This is a genomic window from Kitasatospora sp. NBC_00039, from assembly GCF_045160625.1.
Classification (GTDB): domain Bacteria; phylum Actinomycetota; class Actinomycetes; order Streptomycetales; family Streptomycetaceae; genus Kitasatospora.
Genome location: NZ_CP108289.1, coordinates 5,638,641 through 5,664,525 on the forward strand (window position 1 = coordinate 5,638,641; position 25,885 = coordinate 5,664,525).

Annotated in this window: 22 protein-coding genes and 1 pseudogene; 17 read left to right on the plus strand and 6 right to left on the minus strand. The window is 73.8% G+C overall.

Going from position 1 to position 25,885, the window contains the following annotated elements; translation table 11 throughout:
• Positions 1 to 3: 3 nt before the first annotated feature.
• The gene (locus OG286_RS25095; protein ID WP_396322749.1) at positions 4 to 1,311 is read right to left on the minus strand and encodes a hypothetical protein; all 1,308 of its coding nucleotides are present in this window, start codon (positions 1,309 to 1,311) and stop codon (positions 4 to 6) included.
• A gap of 418 nt (positions 1,312 to 1,729) precedes the next feature.
• Here OG286_RS25095 and OG286_RS25100 point away from each other — a divergent pair, with 418 nt between their 5' ends.
• From OG286_RS25100 to OG286_RS25110, 3 genes are read left to right on the plus strand one after another with little or no spacing between them, the layout of a single operon-like run.
• On the plus strand, positions 1,730 to 2,374 hold the full coding sequence (locus tag OG286_RS25100; protein ID WP_396322748.1) for a class F sortase: 645 nt from the start codon (positions 1,730 to 1,732) through the stop codon (positions 2,372 to 2,374).
• A complete protein-coding gene (locus tag OG286_RS25105; protein WP_396322747.1) occupies positions 2,371 to 3,696 on the plus strand; it encodes an alpha/beta hydrolase in 1,326 nt (441 codons plus the stop codon). The genes OG286_RS25100 and OG286_RS25105 overlap by 4 nt, the downstream gene beginning before the upstream one ends.
• Positions 3,693 to 6,230 carry a rhomboid family intramembrane serine protease gene (locus OG286_RS25110; protein WP_405359993.1) on the plus strand — a complete coding sequence of 846 codons (2,538 nt, stop codon included), beginning with the start codon at positions 3,693 to 3,695 and terminating at the stop codon, positions 6,228 to 6,230. Before OG286_RS25105 ends, OG286_RS25110 begins: the two co-directional genes overlap by 4 nt.
• Before the next feature lie 233 nt (positions 6,231 to 6,463).
• Here OG286_RS25110 and OG286_RS25115 read toward each other — a convergent pair.
• Positions 6,464 to 6,610: pseudogene (locus OG286_RS25115) on the minus strand (SsgA family sporulation/cell division regulator); the annotation flags it as partial.
• Between OG286_RS25115 and OG286_RS25120 the strand changes: the two are divergent.
• The 4 genes from OG286_RS25120 to OG286_RS25135 all read left to right on the plus strand — a co-directional run bounded on the left by OG286_RS25120 (position 6,539) and on the right by OG286_RS25135 (position 11,117).
• Entirely contained in the window at positions 6,539 to 6,940 is a 402-nt protein-coding gene (locus OG286_RS25120) for a hypothetical protein (RefSeq protein WP_405365784.1), read from the plus strand. The pseudogene OG286_RS25115 and the gene OG286_RS25120 overlap by 72 nt on opposite strands.
• Positions 6,941 to 7,181: 241 nt before the next feature.
• A complete protein-coding gene (locus OG286_RS25125; RefSeq protein WP_405363714.1) occupies positions 7,182 to 9,014 on the plus strand; it encodes a DEAD/DEAH box helicase in 1,833 nt (610 codons plus the stop codon).
• A gap of 621 nt (positions 9,015 to 9,635) precedes the next feature.
• Positions 9,636 to 10,286 carry an IclR family transcriptional regulator gene (locus OG286_RS25130; protein WP_380316659.1) on the plus strand — a complete coding sequence of 217 codons (651 nt, stop codon included), beginning with the start codon at positions 9,636 to 9,638 and terminating at the stop codon, positions 10,284 to 10,286.
• 24 nt (positions 10,287 to 10,310) lie between these two features.
• Positions 10,311 to 11,117: a S16 family serine protease gene (locus OG286_RS25135; RefSeq protein ID WP_396322744.1), complete on the plus strand. Its 807-nt coding sequence runs from the start codon at positions 10,311 to 10,313 to the stop codon at positions 11,115 to 11,117.
• A 55-nt stretch (positions 11,118 to 11,172) separates the two neighbouring features.
• Here the strand turns inward: OG286_RS25135 and OG286_RS25140 are convergent, their stop codons facing one another.
• On the minus strand, positions 11,173 to 11,718 hold the full coding sequence (locus OG286_RS25140) for an Lrp/AsnC family transcriptional regulator (protein WP_396322743.1): 546 nt from the start codon (positions 11,716 to 11,718) through the stop codon (positions 11,173 to 11,175).
• Positions 11,719 to 11,921: 203 nt separating this feature from the next.
• On the opposite strand from OG286_RS25140, the gene OG286_RS25145 reads away from it, so the two are divergent.
• On the plus strand, positions 11,922 to 12,452 hold the full coding sequence (locus OG286_RS25145; protein WP_396322742.1) for a VOC family protein: 531 nt from the start codon (positions 11,922 to 11,924) through the stop codon (positions 12,450 to 12,452).
• Between the two features lie 4 nt (positions 12,453 to 12,456).
• Here OG286_RS25145 and OG286_RS25150 read toward each other — a convergent pair whose 3' ends face one another.
• On the minus strand, positions 12,457 to 13,008 hold the full coding sequence (locus OG286_RS25150) for a hypothetical protein (protein WP_396322741.1): 552 nt from the start codon (positions 13,006 to 13,008) through the stop codon (positions 12,457 to 12,459).
• 200 nt (positions 13,009 to 13,208) lie between these two features.
• Here OG286_RS25150 and OG286_RS25155 point away from each other — a divergent pair, with 200 nt between their 5' ends.
• From OG286_RS25155 to OG286_RS25170, 4 genes are all read left to right on the plus strand, one after another.
• Positions 13,209 to 13,934, plus strand: a complete 726-nt coding sequence (locus tag OG286_RS25155; protein ID WP_396322740.1) for a response regulator transcription factor — start codon at positions 13,209 to 13,211, stop codon at positions 13,932 to 13,934.
• Complete coding sequence (locus tag OG286_RS25160) at positions 13,931 to 15,586, plus strand: ATP-binding protein (RefSeq protein ID WP_405365785.1); 1,656 nt, start codon at positions 13,931 to 13,933, stop codon at positions 15,584 to 15,586. The genes OG286_RS25155 and OG286_RS25160 overlap by 4 nt, the downstream gene beginning before the upstream one ends.
• Before the next feature lie 280 nt (positions 15,587 to 15,866).
• Entirely contained in the window at positions 15,867 to 17,456 is a 1,590-nt protein-coding gene (locus OG286_RS25165; protein WP_405359987.1) for a cellulose binding domain-containing protein, read from the plus strand.
• 262 nt (positions 17,457 to 17,718) lie between these two features.
• Positions 17,719 to 19,122 (plus strand): glycosyltransferase 87 family protein, encoded by a 1,404-nt coding sequence (locus OG286_RS25170; protein ID WP_396322737.1) that lies wholly within the window; start codon positions 17,719 to 17,721, stop codon positions 19,120 to 19,122.
• A gap of 104 nt (positions 19,123 to 19,226) precedes the next feature.
• On the opposite strand, the gene OG286_RS25175 is transcribed toward OG286_RS25170, so the two are convergent.
• Positions 19,227 to 19,643, minus strand: coding sequence for an SsgA family sporulation/cell division regulator (locus tag OG286_RS25175; RefSeq protein WP_396322736.1), 417 nt, complete (start codon positions 19,641 to 19,643; stop codon positions 19,227 to 19,229).
• Between the two features lie 397 nt (positions 19,644 to 20,040).
• Between OG286_RS25175 and OG286_RS25180 the strand changes: the two genes are divergently transcribed.
• Both OG286_RS25180 and OG286_RS25185 read left to right on the plus strand, forming a co-directional pair.
• The gene (locus OG286_RS25180; RefSeq protein ID WP_405365786.1) at positions 20,041 to 21,609 is read left to right on the plus strand and encodes an RDD family protein; all 1,569 of its coding nucleotides are present in this window, start codon (positions 20,041 to 20,043) and stop codon (positions 21,607 to 21,609) included.
• Positions 21,610 to 21,687: 78 nt separating this feature from the next.
• Positions 21,688 to 22,419: an RDD family protein gene (locus tag OG286_RS25185; protein ID WP_405359982.1), complete on the plus strand. Its 732-nt coding sequence runs from the start codon at positions 21,688 to 21,690 to the stop codon at positions 22,417 to 22,419.
• 70 nt (positions 22,420 to 22,489) lie between these two features.
• Here OG286_RS25185 and OG286_RS25190 read toward each other — a convergent pair whose 3' ends face one another.
• Positions 22,490 to 22,792: a hypothetical protein gene (locus OG286_RS25190; RefSeq protein ID WP_405359980.1), complete on the minus strand. Its 303-nt coding sequence runs from the start codon at positions 22,790 to 22,792 to the stop codon at positions 22,490 to 22,492.
• Between the two features lie 200 nt (positions 22,793 to 22,992).
• Between OG286_RS25190 and OG286_RS25195 the strand changes: the two genes are divergently transcribed.
• From OG286_RS25195 to OG286_RS25205, 3 genes are all read left to right on the plus strand, one after another.
• Positions 22,993 to 23,697, plus strand: a complete 705-nt coding sequence (locus OG286_RS25195; protein ID WP_396322732.1) for an endonuclease V — start codon at positions 22,993 to 22,995, stop codon at positions 23,695 to 23,697.
• 127 nt (positions 23,698 to 23,824) lie between these two features.
• A complete protein-coding gene (locus tag OG286_RS25200) occupies positions 23,825 to 24,271 on the plus strand; it encodes a hypothetical protein (RefSeq protein ID WP_396322731.1) in 447 nt (148 codons plus the stop codon).
• 43 nt (positions 24,272 to 24,314) lie between these two features.
• Positions 24,315 to 25,760: a WXG100 family type VII secretion target gene (locus tag OG286_RS25205; protein ID WP_405365787.1), complete on the plus strand. Its 1,446-nt coding sequence runs from the start codon at positions 24,315 to 24,317 to the stop codon at positions 25,758 to 25,760.
• Positions 25,761 to 25,885 lie beyond the last annotated feature (125 nt).

Here is a 25,885-nt window from a genome sequence, read left to right on the forward strand (position 1 = left end):
CGGTCACTTGCCCCCGGCGACGGGGGAGGCCGCGGCGGCGGGGGCACTCGCCGGGGCGGGGGAGCCGAGGAAGGTCTCCCAGTCGCCGGCCGGGGCCTGGCCGGGGGCGAGGCTCTGGAGCTTGCGCAGCACCGCCGGGTCCTGCGCGTCCAGCCAGTTCACCAACTGGCGGAAGGAGACCAGCCGGACGTCGGGCCGGCCGGCGATGGCCCTGAGCGCGTCCTCGACGGCGTTCATGTAGATGCCGCCGTTCCACTGCTCGAAGTGGTTGCCGATGACGTACGGCGCCCGGTTGGTGGTGTAGGCCCGCTCGAAGCCCATCAGGTAGGAGTCCCGGGCCTGCGTCTGGTACGCCGCGTGCAGCGAGGGGTCGGCCTTGGTGTTGCTGCCGGACTGGTTGAACATGATGTTGTAGTCCATCGACAGCACCTGGAAGGTGTGCCCGGGGAAGGGGATGGACTGCAGCGGGAGGTCCCAGAGCGCGCCGCCCTGGATCTTCTGCGGCCAGATCTGGGTGCCGTTGCCGCTGCTGTCGTACCTCCAGCCGCGCCGGGCGGCGGTCGGCAGCAGGTTGCGCTGGCCCTCCAGGCAGGGGGTGCGGCTGCCGATCAGCTCCTTGCGGTAGTCGAAGGGCAGCGCGGGCAGGTCGGTGAAGCCGGTGTTGGTCTTCCAGTTCATGACGAAGTCCATCGCCTGCTGGATCTCGCTGTCCCATTCCTCCGGCGACCACTGGCCGACGCCGGTGGCGCCGCAGAAGTGCCCGTTGAAGTGGGTGCCGATCTCGTGCCCCTCCAGCCAGGCCGCGTGCAGGTTCTCCAGCGTGTCGTGGATGTGCTGATCGCTCAGGTAGCCGATGTCGGAGGCGCCGACCTTGTGCTGCGGCGGGCGGTAGAGGTCCTTCTTGGACTCGGGCAGAAGGTAGAGGCCGCTCAGGAAGAAGGTCATCGACGCGTTGTGCTCCCGCGCGAGCTTGCGGAACCGGCGGAAGAGGCCGTTGTCCAGTTCGCCGGCGCCGTCCCAGGAGAAGACCACGAACTGCGGCGGCCGCTCGCCGAGCTTCAGCGGTTCGCCGGTGGGCTGGCCCGGCTGCGGGCCGGTGTCCGAGGTGGAGCCGTCGCCGATCAGGGTGGCGGGGGGCTTGGGGGTCTCGGATGTGGGTGCGGCCTGGTCCGCCGCCGGGCTGGCCGGTACCGGCACCGGGGTGCCCGCGTGCGCGCCTCCCGGCCCGCCGGTTCCGCCGCAGCCGGCCGCGAGGGTGGCTGCGGTCGCGGCACCGGCGGCCAGTAGGGTGCGGCGGGAGAGAGCGTCCATGGTCACTCCGTTCGTGAGGCGTGCGGACGGAGCGTGACAGCCTGGAGGAGGGGGGCGGTCGCACGTCCGGTCAGACAAATGCGGTGATAGACCTTGAGCGGGGTCAGCATGGCATGTGGTCGCGATCGGTCGGCGATGCACCACGGACGGTCGGAAGTGATCGCCCGATTGATGCAACCGGACTGGCGGCTGGGGTTGTCGATGTCCATGCGGGTGGAGCCAGGTGGTCGCCGCGGTGACCGATGCTCTCTCTGGGTGGTCGACGGCCTACTCGGAGCACGCCTCGCGCCCCCGGCCCTGCCAATCGGGGGGTGTCAGTACGACCATCGTATTGATGTGTCTTAAGGTCCGGTCCGGTTGAATGGGTTCCCAGGGAACTCCCAGGAACCAGCACGTTGTCAGTAGAGGGGAGCGCCGGGTGGGCGCCCAGCAGAACAGGAGCCCGTGGCCGGGCACCCTGGCGGTCGGCGCCGCGCTCGTCCTCGGGGCATGGCTGCTGAACCAGGGCGGTCACCTCGAACTGCCCCCGGCCCCGGCCGCCGGCCAGGCCCTCTCCGGCTTCGCCCCGGTCTCCGTCGTCCCACCGCTCGGCCCCTCCGCCCCCACCCGGATCCGGATCCCCGCCGTCAAGCTCGACGCCCCCGTCACCGGCCTCGGCCTGGACGGCGAGGGTCACCTCCAGGCACCCCCGGAGGCCGACCGGAACCTCGCCGGCTGGTACCGCGGCGGCGCCACACCCGGGCAGCGCGGCACCGCGATCATCGCCGGGCACGTCGACAACCGGACCGGGCCCGCCGTCTTCTACCATCTGGGGGCGCTGCACCGCGGCGACCGGATCGAGATCGCCCGCGAGGACGGCGCCACCGCCGTCTACCAGCTCTACGCCATCGAAGTGCACGACCGAAAGGACTTCCCGGACGACCGGGTGTACCGCCAGGCCGCCGACGCCCAGCTCCGGGTGATCACCTGCGGCGGCGGGTACAGCGAGGAACGCGGCTACCAGGGAAACGTGGTCGCCTACGGCTTCCTGGCCGACACCACCCGGCCGGGAAAGAAGATATGACGCCCGTCTCGCTCGCCGTCCGCTGGAACCCGATCGACTGGCCGCTGACGCACGGCCCGATCCCGTACGCCGTGCTCGCCGCCGGCTGGGGAGCCCTGCTCCTGCTGGCGCTGGCCCGCGGCCGCGCCTGGTGGAGCCGCCGGCTGCCCGCCGCGCTGCTCGCTGCCGCCGCACTCAGCCTGCTGGTGGACGCCGTCGTCGACGGCTGGTGGCACCCCTTCCCGGAGGGGCTGCCGCGGTACGTCCGGTGGTGGACGGCCGTCGCGCTGCTCGCCGGCTGCCTGGCCGGATTCCGGGCGGCGAGGCTGCCCCGCCGGGGCAAGCTGCTGGCCGTCGGCGGCGCGGTGCTGGTCCTGCTGATGTCCTCCTCGCAGGTCAACCGCGGCTTCGACCAGTACCCCAGCGGCCGGGTCATGCTCGCGCCCTGGCTCAACAAGACGCAGGAGCTGACCACCAGCAAGAAGGCCGACACCGTGGAGGCGCCGCCCGGAAAGCCGCTGTCCGAGGTCTGGCACGCCCCGCCCGGGCTGCCGGACAAGGGCACCGTCTCCCGGACACCCATCCCCGGGACCAAGTCGGGCTTCAAGGCCCGCGACGCCTACGTCTACCTGCCGCCCGCCTACCAGGCCTCGCCCCGGCCGCTGCTTCCCGTGGTGGTCCTGCTGGGCGGCCAGCCCGGCGTGCCCGAGGACTGGGTGAACACCGCCCAGGTGAACGAGGCGCTGGACACCTTCGCCGCCGCACACGAGGGCCTGGCGCCGATCGTGGTGATGCCCGACCAGCTGGGCTCCACCTGGGCCAACACGCTCTGCTTCGACTCGAAGATCGCCAAGGTCCAGACCTACCTGGCGCAGGACGTCCCGGACTGGGTGCACCAGCACCTCCAGGCCGCCAAGGGCCGGGGCTCCTGGTCGATCGGAGGCGCCTCCATGGGCGGCACCTGCGCCCTCCAGCTCGCGGTCAACGCCCCCGAGGTCTACGGCTCCTTCCTCGACATGTCCGGCCAGGACGAGCCCACGCTGGGCACCCGGGCGGAGACCGTCGACGCCGCCTTCGGCGGGGACAACGCGGCGTTCGAGGCCGTCGACCCCCTGCACGTCATGGCCCGCAAGCAGTTCCCGGACACCGCCGGCGCGATCGTCGTCGGACGCACCGACGAGCAGTTCCGCGGGCAGCAGGAGAAGGTCTACCAGGCGGTACTGGCGGCGGGTATGAAGGCCAAGTTCGACCTGATGCCGGGCGGACACGGCTGGGTGATCTTCCGGCCCGGAATCATCGACCAACTGCCGTGGCTGGCCCAGCAGACCGGGCTGACCCCGTGATACGCCTCGGAACGGCCCCGGCGCTGCCCGCCCAGCGGATCGGCCCCGCCGCCCCGGTGCCGGAGGCCGCCCCGGAACCGGGCCCGCAGCCCGGGCGGCGGGCCCCCGCAGGGCCGGCCGCCCGGCTGCGCGCCGCGCCGCTGACCCTCACGCTGCTCGCCGTCCTCTGGGCGGTCGCCGGCGCCACCGGCAGCCTGGCCCACGGCCCCTCCCGGGGGCTGCTGGCCCAGGTCGGCGTCGGCCTGCCCACGCTCACCGAGGGGCGCTGGTGGACCCCGTTCACCTCGCTGTTCTGGTGCCCCAGTCCCACCTCGTACGTCTTCACCAGCCTGTTGCTGCTCCTCGTCGGCCCGGCCGCCGAGAACCGGCTCGGGCAGCTGCGGACGGCCGGCGTGCTCGTCGCCGGCCAGCTGGTGGGCACCCTGCTCGGCACCGCGGTGGTCGCCGCCGGCTCGCGCGCCGGCGAGCCGTGGACCGCCGCCGTCTCCGGGCAGACCGCCATCGGCCCGGCCACCGGCCTGTTCGCGCTGGCCGGGGTGCTCGGATTCCGGCTCACCGTGCTCTGGCGGCGCCGGCTGCACCTGCTGGTGGTGCTCGTCCCCCTGGTGATGACGCTGTACGTCGGCCACCTGCAGAGCGTCCAGCGGTTCGCCGGCGCGCTGCTCGGCCTCGGCGCCGGCGCGCTGCTGGCCCGGGGCCGGTGGCAGCTGCGCCGGCACCGCTCCTCGCACACCGAGGCCCGGGTGCTGGTCGCGCTCTGCCTGGTGGCCGCCGCCCTCGGGCCGCTGATCGCCTCGCTGTACGACAACGCCGCCGGGCCGTTCAACACCTTCTCCGAGCTCTACTTCTCCCACCGGCTCACCCCCGACGAGGTGGCCGACTTCTGCGCGCTCTCCGCCCACGACTGCGCCCGTGCGCACGCCGTCGAGCGGATCTTCGACACCCCGGCCCGGCTGATGGCCGCGCTCTTCCCGGCCCTGCTGCTGGTCCTCGCCGAGGGGCTGCGGCGCGGCCTGCGGCTCGCCTGGCGGATCACCGTCGCCACCGAGCTGCTCTGGGCGGCGCTGCTGGTCTGGCTGTACACCGAGACGGGGACGGGCTCCGGCGACGTCGTGCAGTACTTCGTCGAGGCGCTGCTGCTGCCGCTGCTCACCAGCGGCCTGCTGCTGGTCACCCGGCAGCGGTTCGGCCTGCGGCTGCCGCGCGCGGTGCTCGGCCGGCTCGCCGCCCTGCTCGGCGGTGCGATGCTGGCCGCCTCCGCCGCGTACGCGGGCCTCGGCCTCCTGCTGGCGGGGCAGTTCGAGCCCGGCGCGACCTTCCGCGGGCTGGTCTCCGGGCTGCCGGCGCAGTTCCTGCCGCCCGCCTACAACGACCTGCTGCCCGACTACCCGATAGCCGTCGGCCGGGGGGCCCGGCTGCTGGAGACGTACTGCGGCCTGACCTTCTGGGTGGTCGCGCTGGCCGCGCTGCTGGTGGCCTTCCGGCGGCCGGTGGTGCACGCGGACGCCGCGGACGCGGCCCGTGCCCGGGCGCTGCTCACCGCGTACGGCGGTGGCACGCTCTCCTTCGTCACCACCTGGGACGGCAACCACTACTGGTTCGACGAGGAGGGCCGGGCGGGCGTCGCCTACCGGGTGCTCTCCACCGTGGCGCTGACCACCGGCGACCCGTTCGGCGAACCGGAGGCCCGCCGCCGGGCGGTGGCCGGCTTCGCCCGCTACTGCGACGCCCGCGGCTGGACGCCGTGCTTCTACAGCGTCACCCCGGAGACCAGGGCCGCCGCCGGACAGCTCGGCTGGCGCTCGCTGCAGGTCGCGGAGGACACCGTGGTCGCCCTGCCCGGGCTGGCCTTCACCGGCCGCAAGTGGCAGGACATCCGCACCGCCCTCAACAAGGCCGGCAAGCAGCGCATCACCGCCGAGTGGTGGTCCTACCACGACGCGCCGCTCGCGCTGCGGGACCAGATCCGCTCGATCTCGGAGGAGTGGGTCTCGGAGAAGGGCCTGCCCGAGATGGGCTTCACCCTCGGCGGTCTGGAGGAGCTGGACGACCCGGCGGTCCGGCTGCTGATCGCCGTGGACGCCGACCGCACCGTACACGGGCTGACCAGCTGGATGCCGGTGTACGAGAACGGGGCGCCGGTCGGCTGGACGCTGGACTTCATGCGCCGGCGCTCGGACGGCTTCCGCGGGGTGACGGAGTTCCTGATCGCCTCGGCCGCACTGGGCTTCAAGGAGGAGGGCGCGCGCTTCCTCTCGCTCTCCGGCGCACCGCTGGCCCGCTCCGGGAAGGACGCGGCGCCCACCGGCCTGGAGCGGATGCTGGACTGGATGGGCCGGGTACTGGAGCCGGTGTACGGGTTCCGCTCGCTGCTCGCGTTCAAGGCGAAGTTCCAGCCGGAGTACCGGCCGCTGTTCATGGCGTACCCGGACCCGGCGGCGCTGCCCAGCATCACCCGGGCGATCGGCAAGGCGTACCTGCCGCACCTGACGGCGGCCCAGGGCGTCCGGCTCATGCGCCGGCTCTCCTCCTGATCCGTCCGGGCCGGGCGGCCGCCGCTTCTTCGCCCGGCCTTCGGCCGGAAGGTGCCCCGGCCCGACGGCGGGCAGGGGCGGGGCGCCGGGACGCCCCCGGACGTCGGGGCTCCGGCGGGACCCGCCCTAGCCGAGGAGCTCGGCCAGGGCCCGGTCGGCTCCAGGTGCAGGTGCTCCTCGCCCTCGGGGACGACCAGCCGGCTGCGCCAGAGGAAGCGGCGGACGTCGGCGCTGTCGAACTGGAGCAGTGCGGTGCCCTCGGGCGCGCGCAGCTCGACCATGGTGCGCCGGCCGGCCGCGGGCCGGATGTGGACATCGCCGACGCCGGCGGGCAGCTCCAGGCCGGCCGAGAGCAGCTGGCGGGCGAAGACCCAGACGATGTCCTGGCCGCCGTCCGAGTCGCCGTCCGTGCCGGTGTCCTGGCTGGTGTCCTGGCCGGGCCGGTCGGCCGGCTCGTCCAGCGAGAACTCGGCCGGGAAGGCCATCCGGACGGCGAGCGGGTCCTCCGGGCGGTAGGAGAGGGTGACCCGCAGCCGGGCGGAGCGGTGGGTGGAGAGGATCAGACGGGCCTGGACGTTCTCTTCGACGGCGGTGTGCACGGCGCGGCGCCTTTCTCGGTGGTGTGGGGCCTTCTCGGTGGTGTGGGGCCTTCTCGGTGGCGTGAGGCCGCGGTGACGGCTGTGGAGGACGAGGCGGCCTCACCTTGGTGAGAGTCGGCGGGGGCGGCTGCGATTACCCGCTTTTCCCCGCCGATCGCCGTGACCCGCGTCACATCCATTTCCGGCCGCGCGGGCCGCGCGCGGGCCCGGCCTGGCCGCCCGAACGGCGCCGGGCCGGGTAGGCTGGGCGGGTTGTCCGATTGCCTCCCGACCGTGGGTCAGGGCTGCCAAACCGCCTCTGACCTGCGATGATCCCCCCTCGGAGACCGTGAGTACTGCCGCCGCCTCCTCGATGCCGCTCTTCTCCGACGCGCAGGAGCCGCACGCGCCCGTCCGGGCCGGCGGCCATGCGTCGTCCACCTCCTCGCACCACCTGTCGCCGGCCTTCCCCGGCCGGGCCCCCTGGGGCACCGCCGGCAAGCTGCGGGCCTGGCAGCAGGGGGCGCTGGACAAGTACATCGAGAGCCAGCCGCGCGACTTCCTCGCGGTCGCGACCCCGGGCGCAGGCAAGACCACCTTCGCGCTGACCCTGGCCTCCTATCTGCTCCACAACCACCTGGTGCAGCAGATCACCGTCGTCGCGCCGACCGAGCACCTGAAGAAGCAGTGGGCCGAAGCCGCCGCCCGGATAGGCATCAAGCTGGATCCGGCCTACTCCTCCGGACCGCTCTCCCGGGAGTATCACGGCATCGTGGTCACCTACGCGGGCGTCGGCGTGAACCCGATGCTGCACCGCAACCGCACCGAGGCCCGCAAGACGCTGGTCATCATGGACGAGATCCACCACGCCGGTGACTCCAAGTCCTGGGGCGAGGCCTGCTTCGAGGCCTTCGAGCCGGCCTCCCGCCGGCTGGCACTGACCGGTACGCCGTTCCGCTCGGACACCAACCCGATCCCGTTCGTCCAGTACGAGGCGGGCGGCGACGGCATCCGCAAATCGGTCGCCGACTACACCTACGGCTACGGGCACGCGCTCGCCGACCACGTCGTCCGCCCGGTGATCTTCCTCTCCTACAGCGGCAACATGCGCTGGCGCACCAAGTCCGGCGACGAGCTGGAGGCGCGGCTCGGCGAGCCGATGACCAAGGACCTGATCGCCCAGGCCTGGCGCACCGCGCTGGCCCCGCAGGGCGAGTGGATCCCCAGCGTGCTGCAGGCCGCCGACCGCCGGCTGAGCGAGGTCCGCAAGGCGATCCCGGACGCCGGCGGCCTGGTGATCGCCACCGACCAGAACACGGCCCGCTCCTACGCCAAGATGCTGCGCGAGATCAGCGGCGAGAAGGCCACCGTGGTGCTCTCCGACGAGGCGGAGGCCTCCAAGCGGATCTCCGACTTCGCGGCGGGCGACTCGCGCTGGATGGTCGCCGTCCGGATGGTGTCCGAGGGCGTCGACGTGCCGCGCCTGGCCGTAGGCGTGTACGCCACCTCGATCTCCACCCCGCTGTTCTTCGCCCAGGCCGTCGGGCGTTTCGTGCGCGCCCGCAAGCGCGGCGAGACGGCCTCCGTCTTCCTGCCGACCATCCCGACGCTGCTGGGCTTCGCCAACGAGATGGAGCTTCAGCGTGACCACGTGCTGGACCGGCCGAAGAAGGAGGGCGAGGGGCTCTTCGACGAGGAGGACCGGCTGCTCGCCGAGGCCGAGCGGGCCAACGACGGGCCGGACGGCGCCGGCGGCGACGAGTTCTCCTACGAGGCGATCGGCTCCGACGCGGTCTTCGACCGGGTGCTGTACAACGCCATGGAGTTCGGCATGCAGGCGCACCCGGGCAGCGAGGAGGAGGAGGACTACCTCGGCATCCCGGGCCTGCTGGAGCCGGACCAGGTGCAGATGCTGCTGCAGAAGCGCCAGCACCGGCAGATCCAGCGCAGCAAGGCCAAGCCGGCCGAGGAGGCCGACCTGCTGGAGCTGCCGGCCGAGCAGCGACCGGTCGTCACCCACCAGGAACTGCGCGAGCTGCGCAAGGAGTTGAACGCGCTGGTGGCGGCCTGGCACCACCGGACCAGCCAGCCGCACGGCACCATCCACAACGAGCTGCGCCGCCAGTGCGGTGGCCCGCTCACCGCGCAGGCGACCGTCAATCAGCTGAAGGCGCGGATCGACCGCATTCGGGAATGGGCGAAGTAGCGGTCCGCCAGCTGGCCATCCGGCCTCCGGTCCTGGTCGACGGCACCCTCTTCCTCGCCGGCGACGACCGCACGGACCCCCGGCGCCGTCTGCTGCGCGGCTGATCCTGCGCACGCCGTTCGCGGCACGCCGCCCCGGCTCCGGCCGGGGCGGCTTCGCGGTGCCCGCGTCCCCGGCCGGCCGGCTTCGCGATGCCCGCCCGCCTGTGCACCGCGGGGCCCGCGGTGCACCGGCCCGGCCGGTCCTGCGCACCCTGCTCCGAACCGTCGCCCGGACGGGCGGCGCCGCTCCGGGCCCGGTTGTCCGGACTTCGGAATGTGCTCGGACCTGCGCCCGGTCCCCACCGGTGAATTGTGGGCATTTGCCCGCATCTGGCACGCCGGGCGAAAATGATCATGCCCGAATTTTGGACAAGCACTTCCGCCGCGACAATTCCTTCACTACCTTTCCCACACGCTCTCCCGCCGGGAAACCCCCCGCGAGACGGGCGCCGCAGGACCGCCAGGACGTCAAGGACGACACACCGCGGCCCGAGCGCGGCCACCCGCCTGCGTGCGACACCTTGAGTCCCGGACCGGCGCCGCCGTTCCGGCGACCCGCCGCGGAAAGGAATTGCGCGTCGTGACTGCAGAGACCTCCCAGACCTTGGACCGTGGCGTCCGGGTCCTCAAGCTCCTCGCCGACTCGGAGCGCGGGCTGACCGTCACCGAGCTGGCGGCCCGGCTCGCCGTCAACCGGACCGTCGTCTACCGGCTGCTGGCCACCCTGGAACAGCACGGGCTGGTCCGCCGGGACATCGGCGGCCGGGCCCGGGTCGGCCTCGGCGTGCTGCGGCTGGCCCACCGGGTGCACCCGCTGCTGCGCGAGGCGGCGCTGCCGGCCCTGCGCAGCCTGGCCGAGGACCTCGGCGCCACCGCCCACCTCACCCTGGTGGACGGCAACGAGGCACTGGCCGTGGCCGTGGTCGAGCCAAGCTGGACCGACTTCCACGTCGCCTACCGGACCGGGCTGCGCCACCCGCTGGGCGAGAGCGCCGCCGGGCGGGCGATCCTGGAGGCGCGGGGCTTCCCCAGCCAGCGCCGTCCGGAGCAGGGCTTCGTCATCACCCGCGCGGAGGAGCAGTCCGGGGCGTGCGGCGCGGCCGCCGCGCTGGTCGGGCTGAGCGGGATCGAGGGCAGTGTCGGCGTGGTGATGCTGAACGGGCTGGTCCCCGAGCGGGTCGGCCCCCGGGTGGTGGAAGCCGCGACGGAGGTCGCCGACGCCCTGCGGTAGGCCCCGGTGTGTTTGGATGCCTCTGTGTCCGACTCCAAGCTGCCCAAGGCCCTGACCTCGCCGCGGACCCGCGCGCTGACGCTCTGCGGGGTGCTGATCGCCGCGCTGTTCGGCGTGGCCGCCTTCGTCCCGCTGCCGTACACGCTGACGTGGCCGGGTGTGACCGCGGACACCCTCGGCACCTACCAGGACAAGCCGGTGATCACCATCACCGGTGCGCCGGTACGGACCACCGACGGCCAGCTGCGGATGGTCACCATCTCGGCGACCAACCCGGGCGAGCGGACCACCTTCTGGCGCTCGCTGCGGGCCTGGTTCGACCAGGACGAGGCGATCCGGCCGACCGAGACGGTCTACCCGCAGGGCGACCCCGCCAAGGCGGAGGAGGTGACCGCCCAGCAGATGGCGGAGTCGCAGAACAGTGCCACCACGGCCGCGCTCTCCTACCTCCACCTCTCGCCGGCCCAGGTCAAGGTGAAGGTCGACCTCGGCGACATCGGCGGCCCGAGCGCCGGCCAGATGCTGGCACTGGGCATCGTGGACAAGCTCGCCGGCGACGGCAAGGGCGGCGACCTCACCGGCGGGCTGAAGATCGCGGGCACCGGCACCATCGACGACCAGGGCATGGTCGGCGCGGTCGGCGGTGTGCCGCTGAAGACCCAGGCCGCCGCCCGGGACGGTGCGACGGTGTTCCTGCTGCCCAAGGACGAGTGCGCGGACGCCAAGGTGAACACGCCCCAGGGGCTGCGGCTGGTCCCGGTGGGCACGCTGGGCGAGGCGGTCTCCGCGCTGGACGCACTGCGCACCGGCGGCGCCGTCCCCGGCTGCTGAGCCGTCGGCGCGGCGGGTGCGGTATCGGCAGGTGCGCCCTGCCGGTGCGGCGGGGCTATTCGGCGGCGGCCTGGTCCACCAGCGGCAGGATCCGGTACGGCACCGGATTCTCCAGGGCGATCGCCGTCGAGGACCGGACGATCCCGTCGAAGCCGACCACCCGGTCGATCACCCGCTGGAGATCGGCGTTGGACCGGGCGACGATCCGCACCATCATGTCCCCGCGACCGGTGATCGTGTGCAGCTCCAGCACCTCCGGCACCGCAGCCAGGTGCGCCCGCACGTCGGAGCCCTGCCCCTGGGAGATCTCCAGCGTGGCGAAGGCCGTCACCGGGTAGCCCAGCGCCGCCGGGTCCACCTCCGGCCCGAAGCCGCCGATCACCCCCTTGGACTGGAGCCGGTCCAGCCGGGCCTGCACGGTGCCCCGCGCCACCTGGAGGCGGCGCGAACACTCCAGCACCCCGATCCGCGGCTCCTCGGCGAGCAGCCGGATCAGCCGGCCGTCCAGCACGTCGATCGCGTCGTTGCTGCCGCCCGCCGGGGCGGAAGCCGCCTGCCCGGCAGGGGAGTCGGGGTCACTGGGGGAGTGGGCGGGGGGCATCGCGGGCTCCGTCCTCCGGTGGGCATTCTGTACAGCGGTGCGGCCGATTCTCCCGCCCCGGAGCACACCTTGACCAGGAGGAAACGGAACAGTTGCGCGGCGGTCGGCGCGGCGCCACCCTCCAGCCACAACCCCGTGAGCCGGGCCCCACACCGGCCCCCGGGGACAGACCGTGGTCTCGTACGCCTACCGGGAGGGCCGTCATGACCGACACCGCCGCCGAACCCGTGCTGCCCACCGCGGGCCGGGAGGAACCCGACCTCGTCCCGATGGGGCGCGCCGACGCGGTGGTCTTCGCGGTCGGCGACGCCGCGCGGGCGGCCCGCCGCTACGCCACCGCGCTCGGGCTGCGCTGTACCGCCTACGCCGGCCCCGAGACCGGCGAGCCGGAGACCGTCTCCTACGTCCTGCACGCGCCCGGGACCAGGTTCGTGATCACCTCGCTGGTCCAGGTGATCGGGCCGCGCGGCCGGGAGCTGGCCGGACACCTGGCCCGGCACGGCGACGGGGTGGTCGACCTCGCGGTGGCCGTGCCCGACGTCTACTACGCGTACGACTACGCCGTGGACCGCGGCGCCGGCTCGCTCGCCGAGCCCTACGAGGTGCAGGACCGGCACGGGACGGTGGTGCTCGCCGCGATCGGGGTGCCCGGCGGCACCCGGCACACCCTGGTCGACCGCTCCCGCTACCGCGGCCCCTACCTCCCCGGGTACGTGCCGTTCGCGGGGTGGTAGCCGGTCACCGGACGGCGGTCTCCACGGTCGGCGGGTGACCGTTCCAGGCGACGAAGACCGAGTTGGCCTGGTCGCCCTTGGTGAAGTCCACCCGCAGCCACTGCGGACCGTTCCAGACCTGCATCTGCCAGCCCGGGTCCGGCGTGGCGGAGACCAACGAGGCGCTGTCCGCCTTGAGGTCCAGCGCCACCCGGCCGCCCGGCACCGGGTAGCTGCTCACGGAGGACGTGGTGGTGGCGGTCGGCGAGGGCCGGCGCGAGGAGGGCGGGGCACTGGCGGGCGGGGCCACGCTGTGCGAGGCGGCCGTCGAGGCCGGGGCCGACGTGGGGGAGGCCGGAGAGGCGGGCGGCTCCGAGCGGGGTGCGGACTGCGCCTCGACCGTCGTGGTGGGCGTCGGCGTCCGTGCCCCGGTGGACGCCGGGGACGGCAGCGGCAGCGCCGTCGGCTGCTCGAACGCGGCGCCGGTCAGCACCGCGTGCACGCCGAACCAGGACAGCGCCACCGCCGCCCCGGTGGCCGCCGCCCAGGCGCCGAGCTGTACCAGTCCGTTCCGCATCGTCCGCACATCCTGCCGCATTCCGGGGCACCGCAGGTGGGCACCCCTGCTATTCAGCAGGGAAGTTGCACAGACCGCGAGGGTCGCACCGGAACGGCCCCGGCCCGGCCCCGGCACCTCTCCCGCGGCCGGTCGCGTCGCCGGTCCGGACCCACCCGAGGTACAGACCACCGGAGGCCGATGGCGTACCGTGCAGGGCCATGGCAACAGTGCTCGTGGTCGAGGACGACCCCTTCGTACGCTCCGCCCTCATCCGACACCTGACCGACACCGGCCACGCGGTCCGCAGTGTGGGCACGGCGCTCGAGGCGCTGCGCGAGGTCGCCCAGGTCGGCTGTGACCTGGTGATCCTCGACCTCGGACTGCCCGATCTGGACGGCAGCGAGGCGCTGAAGATGATCCGCGGGCTGACCAACGTGCCGGTGATCATCTCCACCGCCCGGGACGACGAGGCCGAGATCGTCCGGCTGCTCAACGACGGTGCCGACGACTACCTGGTGAAACCTTTCTCCGGGGAACACCTCAGCGCCAGAATGGCCGCCGTGCTGCGCCGGCTCGGCGGCGGCACCGCACCGGTCGCCCAGGTGCTCAGGGTCGGCGGGCTCGCCATCGACCTCCAGCGCCGCGAGGCCGCCCTGGACGGCCGGCCGCTCGACCTGACCCGGCGTGAGTTCGACCTGCTGGCCTTCCTCGCCGCCCGGCCCGGCGTGGTCGTCCCGCGCAAGGAGATCCTGGCCGAGGTGTGGCGCCAGACCTACGGCGGCGACCAGACCATCGACGTCCACCTCTCCTGGCTGCGCCGCAAGCTCGGCGAGACCGCCTCCAACCCCCGCTACCTGCACACGGTGCGCGGCGTCGGCGTCCGGCTGGAGGCGGCCGAGCACCCGGCCGGGCCCGGGCCCGCCCCCGCGGAGCGCCGGACATGAGGAGGTCCGGGCACTCGCTGCGCTGGGCCCTGATCAAGGCCGCCGTGGCCGGAACCACCATGGTCGCGCTGGCCTTCCTCATCCCGCTCGGGCTGATGGTCCAACAGACCGCCCGGGACCGGGCGTTCACGGCGGCCGAGCGGCAGGCGGCGGCGCTCGGACCGGCCCTCGCCATCACCACCGACCAGGACGCCATCGCCCGCGCGGTGGCCAGTACGGACGCCGGCGCGCAGCGGCGGATGGCGGTCCACCTGCCGCTGCCGACGGGGGCGGGCGCCCCGGCTCCGCCGGCCTCCCCGGCGCCGTCCGCCCCGCCCGGCGGGCCGGGCGCGCCACCGGCCGTGGCGACCCTGCCTGTGGCGACACCGCCCGGCGCGACACCGGCCGTGGCGACCCTGCCTGTGGCGACACCGCCCGGCGCGACCCTGCCTGTGGCGACACCGCCCGGCGCGACCCTGCCCGTGGCGACACCGCCCGGCGTGACGGCATCCGGCGCGACGGCGATGGCCGGGCCGGACGGCGGCGCGACCATCGGCGAGGCCCGCGCCCTGGCCGCCGACGTGGCCACGGCGGGCGGCCAGGGCCGCTCGTTCACCGTCGAGGTGCCCGGCGGCTTCGCCCTGCTCCAGCCGGTCGCCGTCGACACCGGCCGGACCGCGGTGGTCGAGGTGTTCGTCGCCGACGGCGACCTCACCCGGGGCGTCTCCACCGCCTGGCTGGTGCTCTCCGCGGTCGCACTCGCGCTGGTGGCCATCTCGGTGCTGGTCGCCGACCGGATGGGCGCGCGGATCGTGGCCTCCGCCCGCCGGCTGGCCGCGGCCGCGCGCTCGCTCGGCGGCGGCAACCTCGCCGTCCGGGTGCCGGTCGACGGCCCGCGGAGCGCCGGCAGCCCCGAGGAACTGCGCGAGGCCGGCCACGCGTTCAACGCGATGGCCGACCGTGTTGTCCAACTGCTGGCCGCCGAGCGAGAGTTGGCCGCCGACCTGTCGCACCGGCTGCGCACCCCGCTCACCGTGCTGCGGCTCAACGCCGCCTCGCTCGGCGAGGGCGACGCCGCCGACGCCACCCGCCACGCCGTCTCCCAGCTGGAACGCGAGGTCGACCAGATCATCCGCTCGGCCCGCCGCGCCCCCGAGGCCGCGCCCGCCGTCACCGTCGGCTGCGACGCCGCCGAGGTGATCCAGGAGCGGGTCGGCTTCTGGTCCGCGCTCGCCGAGGACGAGGGCCGCCGCTGGCAGCTGGCCGGCGCCGACCGGCCCGTCCCGGTGCCGGTCCAGCGCGGCGACCTCGCCGCGGCCGTGGACGCACTGCTCGGCAACGTGTTCCGGCACACCACCGTCGGCACCGCCTTCTCGGTGGACGTGCTGGCCACCGAGAGCTCCGTCATCGTCCTGGTCGGCGACGCCGGCCCGGGCTTCACCGATCCCGAGTCCGCCCTCCAACGCGGCCAGGGCCACGGCGGTGACGGCTCCACCGGCCTCGGCCTGGACATCGTCCGCAAGCTCGCCGAGGCCACCGGCGGCGACCTCGCCCTCGGCCGCTCCGCCGTGCTCGGCGGCGCCGAGATCCGGCTGCGGCTCCAGGCCCGGCCCGACGGCGCCCCGGCCCGCGCCAGCCGCCGGCGCAGCCGCAACACGCTGTTCCAACGGTGACCACCGGCGGGCGGTGAGCCCGCGGTCCGGATCCCCCGCGCGCGTTCCGGGCGGTCTCCCTCTCCCGGGCCGCTCCTCCCCTCTCTCTTCCTTAAGCGGGCCCTAAGGGAGCTGTACCCCTCGCTCAGGGGGCCGGTTTCGGCCATCCGGCACCGCTAGCGTCATCCGCGCCGGTCACCCGACCGAGCCGGGGCACGCCGCCCGCAACGGGTCCACGGACCCCTGCCCGGCCGCGGCGACCCCGTCCGGCCCCAGTTGCCACCCGCGGAGGTACGCCACCATGCCGACTCAGCCCAACCGCCGTTCAGGCCACCGCCGGCGCAGCCGCAAGGGCGTCGTCATCGGGGCCTCGGCGGTCGCCGCCGCGCTGGTCACCGGCGGCGTCGTCGTCCTCGCCTCCTCGGCCAGCGCCGCCTCGCTCGGCGCCGTCTACAGCCGCACCAGCACCTGGGACGCCGGCTACACCGGCCAGTACCTGGTCACCAACCCGGACGGCAGCGCGATCGAGAACTGGACGCTGACCTTCGACCTGCCGGCCGGGGCGAAGATCGACTCGCTCTGGAACGCCACCTTCAGCGCCGACGGGCAGCACATCACCGTCAGGCCCGAGTCGTGGAACAAGCGTCTGGAGCCCGGCAAGAGCGTGGTGGTCGGCTTCGTCGCCCAGGGCGCCGGCGCCGCCCAGGCCGAGCCGGGCAACTGCCTGATCGACAACGTCTCCTGCAAGGCCGGCGACGGCCCCGCGCCGACCCCCTCGGGCCGTCCGACCACCACGCCCTCCGCCTCGCCGACCACGGCCCCCACCGCGACGCCGACCGCGACCGCGAAGCCCACCACGGCGCCGCCGAGCCCGACCGCCACGGCCAAGCCCACCACCGCCTCACCCAGCCCCACCGCTGCCCCCACCAGCGCCACCCCGAGCCCCACCGGAACCCCCACCCCGGCGCCGGGGGGCGCCGGGTTCGCCCCGTACGTGGACACCTCGCTCTACCCGCCGTACGACCTCGTCGCCACCGCCAAGGCCACCGGCGTCAGGAACTTCAACCTCGCCTTCGTGGTCTCCGGCGGCGGCTGCACCCCGAAGTGGGGCGGCGTCACGGACCTCGCCGCCGACGCTGTGGCCGCCCAGATCGGCGCGCTGCGGGCCGTCGGCGGCGACGTCCGGGTCTCCTTCGGCGGCGCCAACGGCAGCGAGCCGGCCCTCACCTGCTCCTCGGCGGCCGACCTCACGGCCGTCTACCAGAAGACCGTCGACACCTTCGGCCTCACCAAGGTCGACTTCGACGTGGAGGGCGGCGCGATCGCCAACGCCGCGGCCAACACCCGCCGTGCTCAGGCCATCGCCCAGCTGCAGAAGAACGCCGCCGCCAAGGGCAAGGCCCTGGACGTCTCCTTCACCCTGCCCGCGCTGCCCTCCGGCCTGACCCAGGAGGGCGTCAACCTGGTCGCCGACGCCAAGAACAACGGTGTCGCGATCGGCGCGGTCAACATCATGGCGATGGACTTCGGCGACGGCGTCGCCCCGAACCCGCAGGGGCAGATGGGCAAGTACGCCATCGCCGCCGCCACCGCCACCCAGGCCCAGGTGAAGAGCGTCCTCGGCGTGGACGACGCCACCGCCTGGCGCAAGGTCGCCGTCACCCCGATGATCGGCGTCAACGACGTGGCCAGCGAGGTCTTCACCGTGGCCGACGCCAAGCAGCTCGCCGACTTCGCGCGGGCCAAGCACCTGGCCTGGCTGGCTATGTGGTCCGGCACCCGCGACAAGGCCTGCGAGGGCGGCGCCAAGGCCTATGCCGACGCCTCCTGCAGCAGCATCGCCCAGCAGCCGCTGGAGTTCACCCGGGCCCTCGGCGCCTACACGGGCTGAGCCCGCCCGCCTCTCGGCGGACCTTTCCCCGACCCCTCCCCGCCTTCCCCGCCCCTTCCCCGAGCTTCCCCCGGGGCGCCGGCCGGCCGTGATCCGCCTGCAACGGAGCACGGCCGGCCGGGGCGTTCGCCCACCTGCCCGCGTACGCGCGCGGGCAGGCTCTCGCCCCGCCTGCGACTACTTTCCGTGACGGATCCGGCGGGCCTGTCCGACGGGCATCCGGTATCGTCGCTGGTTGGCCCAGCGGTGGACGGAGCGAACAGTGACAGCGGTGCAAGACGAGCACAGCCCGGTGCAGACCGCACCCGACCCGGCGCTCGCCCCCCGGCCGGACCGCCTCGCGGGCGCCCTCGGCGCACCCCTGCGGGCCCTGCGCGAGGCCCCGCGCCGACCGCTGCTGGCCGTCTCCGCCGTGGCTCTGCTGTCCCTCGTGGTCTACGCGGTGGTCCGGCACTTCGTCCACACCTCGATGGTCGACATGATCGTCTACCGGGCCGAGGGCGCCGCAGTGGCCGACGGCCGCGACCTCTACGGCCTGCGCGTCACCGAGTGGAACCTGCCCGCCACCTACCCGCCGTTCGCCGCGATGCTGTTCGTGCCGACGACCTGGTTCCCGGTCCCGTTCCTCCGGGTCGCGATCACGCTCGGCAACCTCGGGCTGCTCGCGGTCCTCACCCACCTGTCGTTCAAGCTCGTCGGCTGGCCGCGCCGGGAACTGCGCCCCATCGGCGTGATCCTGGTCACCGGCGCCGGGGTCTGGCTCGAACCCGTCTTCACCACGCTGCGCTACGGCCAGATCAACCTCGCCCTGGCCTGCCTCATCCTCTGGGACCTCACCCGCCCGGACGGCCGCCGCAGCAAGGGCGTCGCGATCGGCATCGCCGCCGGCATCAAGCTCACGCCCGGCCTGTTCGCCGTCTACCTGCTGCTCACCGGCCGGATCCGGGCCGCCTTCGTGGCCGGCTTCACCTTCCTCGGCACCTTCCTGATCGGTGCGCTGGTGCTGCCGGACGCCACCTGGGGCTTCTGGACCAAGTACCTCTACGACTCCACCCGGGTCGGCAAGACCGAGATCGTCGACAACCAGTCGCTCCGCGGCGCCTTCGCCCGGCTGCTGCACACCGCCGATCCCGGCACCGTCGCCACCCTGGGCGCCGGCCTGGTCGCGGTGGCCGGCCTCGCCGTCGCCGCCTGGGCCTCCGCCAGCTCCCGCTGGCTGCCGCGCGCCGAGGCGTGGGGCGTCTGCTGCGCCGCCGTCACCGCCGCGCTGATCTCGCCGATCAGCTGGACCCACCACTGGGTCTGGTGCGTGCCCGTGCTCGCCCTGCTCGCCTGCGAGGCGGCGGTCGAGCAGGGCCGTCCGGCCGCCGTCCGCAAGGTGCGCTGGCGCGCCGCCTTCGGGGCCACGCTGGTCGCCTTCCTCTCCTTCGCGATGTGGGCCGCGAAGCCGGTGGGCGCGCTCGTCCTGCACCTCTCGCCGCTCCGCCAGATCCCGACCTCCGTCTACCCCCTGGTCGGGATCTGCTTCCTGCTGGCCGCCGCGCTACGGATAAGGGCACGGCGGCGGGCCGCCGGCGCTCCGCTCGTCCGGCTGCCCGGGCAGCGGGCGGGCGACGGCCACCAGGGCCCCGCGCGCGACCGTCAGCAGGCCCCCGCGGCCCGCTGAGTCGTCGGGGCGGGCCAGGTCACCGGGGACTGCCGGGTGGCCGTCGGGGTCTGCCGAGCCGTCGGAGGCTCCTGAGTCGCGCCGCGCGACCAGGTCGCGCGCACTCACGCGAGCAGTTCGGCGAGCGAGCCGTCCATGTCCAGCACGGCCAGCTCGCTGCCCGGCGGAACCAGCCGGTGCGCCCGCTCCAGCCAGGCGGCCACCGCCGGCAGCGGTGCCTCCAGCAGCGCGTCCCCGGCCGGCGAGCTCAGCGCCATGCAGAGCACGCTGCGCCGGCCCGACCTGGTCGGCCATATCCGCACGTCGCCCTGCCCGCACGGGCGGAAGGTGCCCTCCACCAGCAGCTCGCGGGCGAACACCCAGGTGACCGGCGAGCCCGTGTCCAGGTGGAAGGTGATGTGCACGGCGTACGGGTCGTGGCTGCTGTAGGACAGACGGGCCGGGACGGGGACGCTGTGCTCGGGGGAGAGCACCAGGTTGAGCTCCAGCTCCTGCTCCACCACGCTCGTCGGGCGCTCCATGATCGGTTCCTCTCTGCCTGCGGTTCGTGCCCGGTTTCGGGCCCTGTGACCTTGGAGAGCGCGGGCGGAGGGCGTTCTTACACACGTTTCCGGGTTTTCCTCGCGGACTTCTGCGGGCTGCGGACCGGCTGTGGTGAAAGCGGGCGCGGGGGCGCGTGATCGCCCCCTGTGCGCCCCCGTCCTTACCCCGGCTGGGCCAGGGCTGTCCGGTGATTGGCCAAGTTCCAGTCTCGGGGCTTCCGAGGTACTACCCTTTGTGACTGCCCGGCGACTGTCCGCCCATCCGGCGGTACCCTCGCGCGCGCCGACGGCGAAGCCACCCGTGTCGCCCGAGCCGCCACCGCGTGTACTGCTCGCCGGGTGCGCCGCATCGGCCCTGCCAGGAAAGAAGACCCCCATGACGGACCGGCCCTTCGCCGGCGGCAAGGACACGGCCGTCGGCCCCACGCCGGGCTACTACCCCGACCCCTCCGTCCCCGGCTTCGTCCGTTACTGGGGTGGCACGGCCTGGGTGCCCGGGAGCAGCCGGCCCGCGCCGGCGGAGGGCGAGGTGCTGGAGCCGCCGCGGTTCGTGGCCCGTCGCAGCGGCGCGGCGGGGGCTGCGGGTGCGGGCGTCGGGGCGCGGTACGCACCGCCGCCGGTGGCTCCGGATGCGGTGGCTCCGGTGGTCGACGCGGCCGAGGTGGCCGAGGTGGGCGCGGGGGGCGGGGTGAGTCCGGCGGATGGGGTGGATCCGGTGGATCCGGTGGATCCGGTGGATCCGGTGGGCGCGGTGGACGCGGGGGGCGGGGTGGATGCGGCGGCCGTCGCCGAGCGGGCGCCGGAGCCGCTGCCGGGAGAGACCGGGCCGGTGTACCTGGACCAGACGGCGGGCGGGGCATCGTTCACCCTCGGGCCGCAGCTGGCCGGCGGGCCGGTGTTCCGGCCGGCGGGCGCGGAGGGTGAGGCGGAGGGCTGGTCCGGCGCCACGGGCGAGGACCCGTCCGGCTGGCAGGTCGATCCGCGGGCGCAGCGGGGGCTGATGGATACGGGCGGTGCGCCGCGCTGGGTCTCCTGGGGCGTGCTGCCCGGGGTGGAGCCGGCTGCGGAGGCGGGCGATCCGGTGGCGGCACAGGCCGTCGAGCCGGTGGGCGGGCCGGCGGTTGCCGACGCCGAGGTCGTTCCGGTCCCGGTGCCGGTGGCCCTACGGGCCGCCGTTCCTGTGCCCGCGCCGGGTGCCGAGCCCGGGTGGGAGCCCCGGTCGGCACCCCGGCCGGCGCCCGGGTCGGCACCCGAACCCGAACCCGAATCGGAACCCGTTGTGGAGCCGGAGCCGGTCCCGGTGCAGGGCGCGGCCAACGCGCCCGCCCCTGCCCCGGTGCCCGCCACCCGCCCGATGCGCACGGTGCCCGCCGGGCGCACGGTGCCCGCTGCGCGTCCGGCGTCCGCCGCGTCCGCGCCGCGCCCGGCAGCCCGCCGACGGCCCGCCCCGCCGGTCCCGGCCGGCCTCGGCCGCAGGCTGGCCGCCCGGCTGGTGGACACCGTCGTGCTGGCCGTCGTCGCCATCGCGGCAGCCATCCCGCTCGGCAGCTCCGTCCAGACCCACCTGCAGGACAAACTCGACCAGGCCCGGATGGCCAGCTCACTCACCCGCCGCCAGGTCGACGTCTGGCTGGTGGACGGCGTGGTGGTCGGCAAGTTCGCCGTCCTGGTCGGCATCCTCGCCTTCGTCGGCCTGCTCTACGAGGTCCTGCCGACCGCCCGCACCGGCCAGACCTTCGGCAAGCGGCTGGCCCGGATCAAGGTGATCGACGCGGCCCCCTCGGCAGCCCGCGTCCGGCTGACCTTCGGCCGCTCGCTCTGCCGATGGCTGGTCAGGAACGTCTCGGCGGTCCTGCTGCTCGGACTCGTCTGGCCGGTCTTCGACCGCCCGGCCCGGCGTGGCTGGCACGACCGGGCGGGCCGCACCCGGGTCGTCCGGGCCTGACCAGGCTCCACGGAGGTTGCCGGGCAAAACGGACTAAATATCCGAAGTCCAGAGAATGTGCGATGTTCTACTCGGGGAATGAGCACCTCCAATCCCTCAGGCCCCGAGCCGGAGGGGGGCGGCAAGCCCTCCTTCGACAAGCAGCCCCCACAGCCGGCCGGCGGCACGCCGGAAGGTGCGCCGTCGGACCCGTACGGAAACCCACAGCCCAGCGGCCCCGACGACCGCCCCGGCGCGTACGGCGGCAACTACGGCGGCACCCCCGGCGGTTCGCCGTACGGGCAGCCACCGTACGGGCAGGGTCCCGGCCAGTCGCCCTACGACCAGCCGCCGCCCGGCTACGGCCCCACCGGCCACGGCACGCCGGGCGCCGGGCCCGTCCCCGGGATGCCACCCCTCGGCAGTTGGCCGAACCGCATCCTCGCGCAGCTGATCGACTACGTGCTGGTGCAGGTCGTTGCACTCCTGCTGGTACTGCCCTTCGCCAGCCTCAGCGACCGCTCCGGCTCGGCCGGCGCGTTCTGGCTCGCCTGTCTGCTGTACCTGGTCTACGACGGTCTGATGCTCAGCCGGGACGGCCAGACCCTCGGCAAGAAGGCCATGAAGATCCGCGCAGCCATGTTGATCGACGGCAGTACGCCGACCCCGTCCGCCGCCTGGACCAGGTCCGCCGTCTTCATCCTTCCGGCGCTCGTCTGCTGCGCCGCCCTGTGGTGGCTGATCGACGGCCTGTTCGGCGTCTTCGACAAGCCGTACCGCCAGTGCATCCACGACAAGGCCGCCAAGACCGTGGTGGTCTCGACGGTCTGAGCGACCGTGGTGGTCTCCATGGTCTGAGCGCCGGTGAGCCCGGCACCGCCCGGTACCGCCCGGTGGCGCCTCAGCGCTGCCGGGCGTACTCCTGTCCTGCGGGCGTGGGCGTGGGCGCGGTTGCGGGCGCCGGTGCGGGAGTGGCTGCGGGTGCCGGTCCCGGCGTCGGAGTCGGCTTCGGTGCATGGGCCCCGCGCTGCGCGGCGGTGGACAGTGACAGCAGCGTCACCAGCGTGCCGAGCGCGAGCGCGAACCCCACCAGCACCGCGACCTCCAGGACGCCCGAGACGCCCGAGACGGCCAGCAGCGCCACGGTGGCGGCGACGACGGTGAAGGTACCGAGGCAGATCTGGGCGGTGGTCGGGCGCGGCATGGCGTCGGTCCTTCGCACGTCGGGGGAAACGGGCGGGTGGTGCCGTACCGAATGTTCCTACCCGGTAGGGGAGTTCGGTAAGTGCAGCCTAACCCGCCGGGTCCGGGGCACGGGGGGCGCACAGGCTCACCGCGGGGTCGTCCGCCCCGCTCGGTACGGTGATCGCGACCGCACCGTCCACACATCCAGGGGGAACCACCGTGCCCGTCGCCGACTGGCCCACCACCGAGACCGAGGCGATCGCCGAACAGGAACGGCTCCGCCCACTCGTCCAGCCGCACGGCCCCGCCCCTTCCGGCACGGCGGACGACCGGCTGATCGCCGGCGTCGACGTCGCCTACGACGACGAGCGGGACCTCGTGGTCGCCGCCGCCGTCGTGCTCGACCTCGACAGCCTCGCCGTCGTCGAAGAGACCACCGCCGTCGACCGGATCGCCTTCCCCTACGTCCCCGGCCTGCTCGCCTTCCGCGAACTCCCCACCGTCCTCGGCGCCCTGGAACGGCTCACCCACACCCCCGGCACCGTCGTCTGCGACGGCTACGGCCTTGCCCACCCGCGCCGCCTCGGCCTCGCCAGCCACCTCGGTGTGCTCACCGGTCTGCGCACCATCGGCGTCGCCAAGACCCCGTTCACCTTCGACCACCGCGCACCCGACGCCCCCCGTGGCTCCTGGACCCCGCTCACCGACCCCGCCACCGGCGAGGAGGTCGGTCGCGCCGTCCGTACCCGGGCCGGCGTCAAACCGGTCTTCGTCTCCGTCGGCCACCGCATCGGCCTGGCCGAGGCCGTCGACACCACCCTGGCCCTCGCCCGCCAGTACCGGCTGCCCGAAACCACCCGCCATGCCGACTCGCTCTGCCGCCGCACCCTCACCGCCCTGCAGGAGGGGACGCCCGCGAACTGACGGCGCAGCAGGCCACCCGTGGTTCGGCCGAAGCACCATTCTCCCGGCCCGGACCATGTGTTAGACATGTGTCTTCGGGGCTGTACAGGACAGCGGAACGACGGACGCACGGGGGAGGCGCCGGAAAGTGGCAACGGGGACCGGATCGACCGGCGGGGCCGGCAGCGGCTACAAGGTCGAGGTCGAACAGCTACGGGCCTTCGCGGCCCAGGTACGCGGACTGCTGGCCGAGTTCCAGCACCACGCCGACGGCACCACCGCACACGGCCAGAGCGCCGTCGGCAAGAACGCCCTCGGTACCTTCGCGGAGGCCACCGAACTGCACGGCCGCTACGAGATCATGCGGGACGGCCTGCGCGACGTCCTCAACCAGCTCCAGGACGCCGTGGACGAAGCCCAGAAGAAGGCCGAACTCACCGCCACCAACTACGAGGAGCAGGAACACCGCACCTCGGGCAAGCTGAAACTCGGCGACGACGGCTGGTCGGTCGCCAGCCCCTCCGCCACCAGCACCGCCGCCTACGCCCAGACCGTCACCCCGGCCAAGCACACCGGCGGAAAGTCCGAGCGATGAGCGCCCCACGCCGGAAGCCCCTGGAGAACGGAGACGGCCACCGATGAGCGGCTCGGGTTACACCAAGTTCAACGACTACAGCCACGCCGAACTCCGGAAGATGGCGCAGGCCCTCAACCCCGGCGAGGTGATGGCCGCCAGCGACCCCTGGCGCCGCGCCGCCGACACCCTCAAGGCCATCCGCGCCACCCTCACCCGCGCCAGCACAGAGGCCGCCGTCAGCTGGGAGGGCAGCACCAGCGACGCCTTCCACAAGCGCATGCTCCAGCTCGCGGCCACCATCAACAACGCGTCCTCCTACGCCAACGACGCCGCCAACACGCTCAAGCACCTGTCCGAGGCCATCTCCCAGGCCAAGCGCGACATGCCCGAAGAGCCCAGCGGCTGGGAACAGTTCACCGACGGCGTGGGTGACACGGTCTCGTCCATCTTCGGCGGCGACGACGAGGACACGAAGACGGCCGTCGCCGAGCAGAAGAAGGCCGAAGCGGCGGCGGTCATGCAGACGCTGGCGATGCACTACCGGGTGGCCACGCCGATGCTGAAGCCGCCGCGGCTTGAGCACAAGGATGATGTTCGAGACGTCTCCGCCACTCCTGCCGACCCGTCCGCAGGGGCGCCGGCGCTGAGTGCCGTCATGGCAGGTATGGGCTACACCGGTGGTACGGGAACGGCGCCGACTGCCAGCGGGGGATCGGCGACTCCGCTGGGCAAGGCCGCCGAGCGTCCGGCACCGAAGCCCGCGGTGACGAAACCGACGCCGACACCGCCGAGGACGGATTCAGGCATCAAGGGTGGCACCGCTCAGGCGGCTCCCAAGCCTCCATCCGTCACGAACTACGGACCGGGCACCGCGATCGACGGTACGACGATCACTCCCTCCAGTACGCCTGGTACCAGCCCGCTGTCCACCAACACCACTAACCCGACTTCCAATCCCGGTCCGCCCATTGGCGTCCCGAAGGGTGGCATCGAGGGCGGGCCCGGCCCGGCCGGCGGTGGGCCGATTCTGGGTGGCAAGGGAGGGCAGGGCAACGACCCGGGCAAGGGCGGCGTGACGCAGAACAAGGACGCCTTCGGTCGTACGACGGGCGCTCCCGGCAAGGCCGGCGCCCGCGGGGGTAAGGCCTTCGGCGTGGGCGAGGGCTATGAAGGCGGCTTCGGCACGGGAGGCCGCGCTGCCGCTCGCCCCGGAAGCGCCCTGCCGGGGCGGACCGGAGGCATCGTCGGCGGGGGCGCGCGTCCGGGCGGCGGGTCAGGCGCGAAGCAGGCCTTCACCGAAGGCGGTTCCGGCCTCGGGGCCCGCGGCCGGGCCAGGGGAGAGCTGGGTACGAACTCCGGCGCCGGCATGGGACCGGGGATGCCGATCGGGGATTCCCAGCGTCGTAAGAAGGACAAGGAGAAGGACGGCAAGCGCCCTGACTATCTCGTCGAGGACGAGGAGACCTGGGCGTCGGACAAACCGGCCAACCCGAACGTGGTGGAATGATTCCTGTTCGCTGGAGGACGGGCCGATGACCGGTCGTCCCGCAGGTCGGTGACCTGCGGGACGCTTCACTGAGTGGGGTGACCAGGCTTGACAGGCAGTCGAGTAGGGCGCGGGGCAGCTGTGCT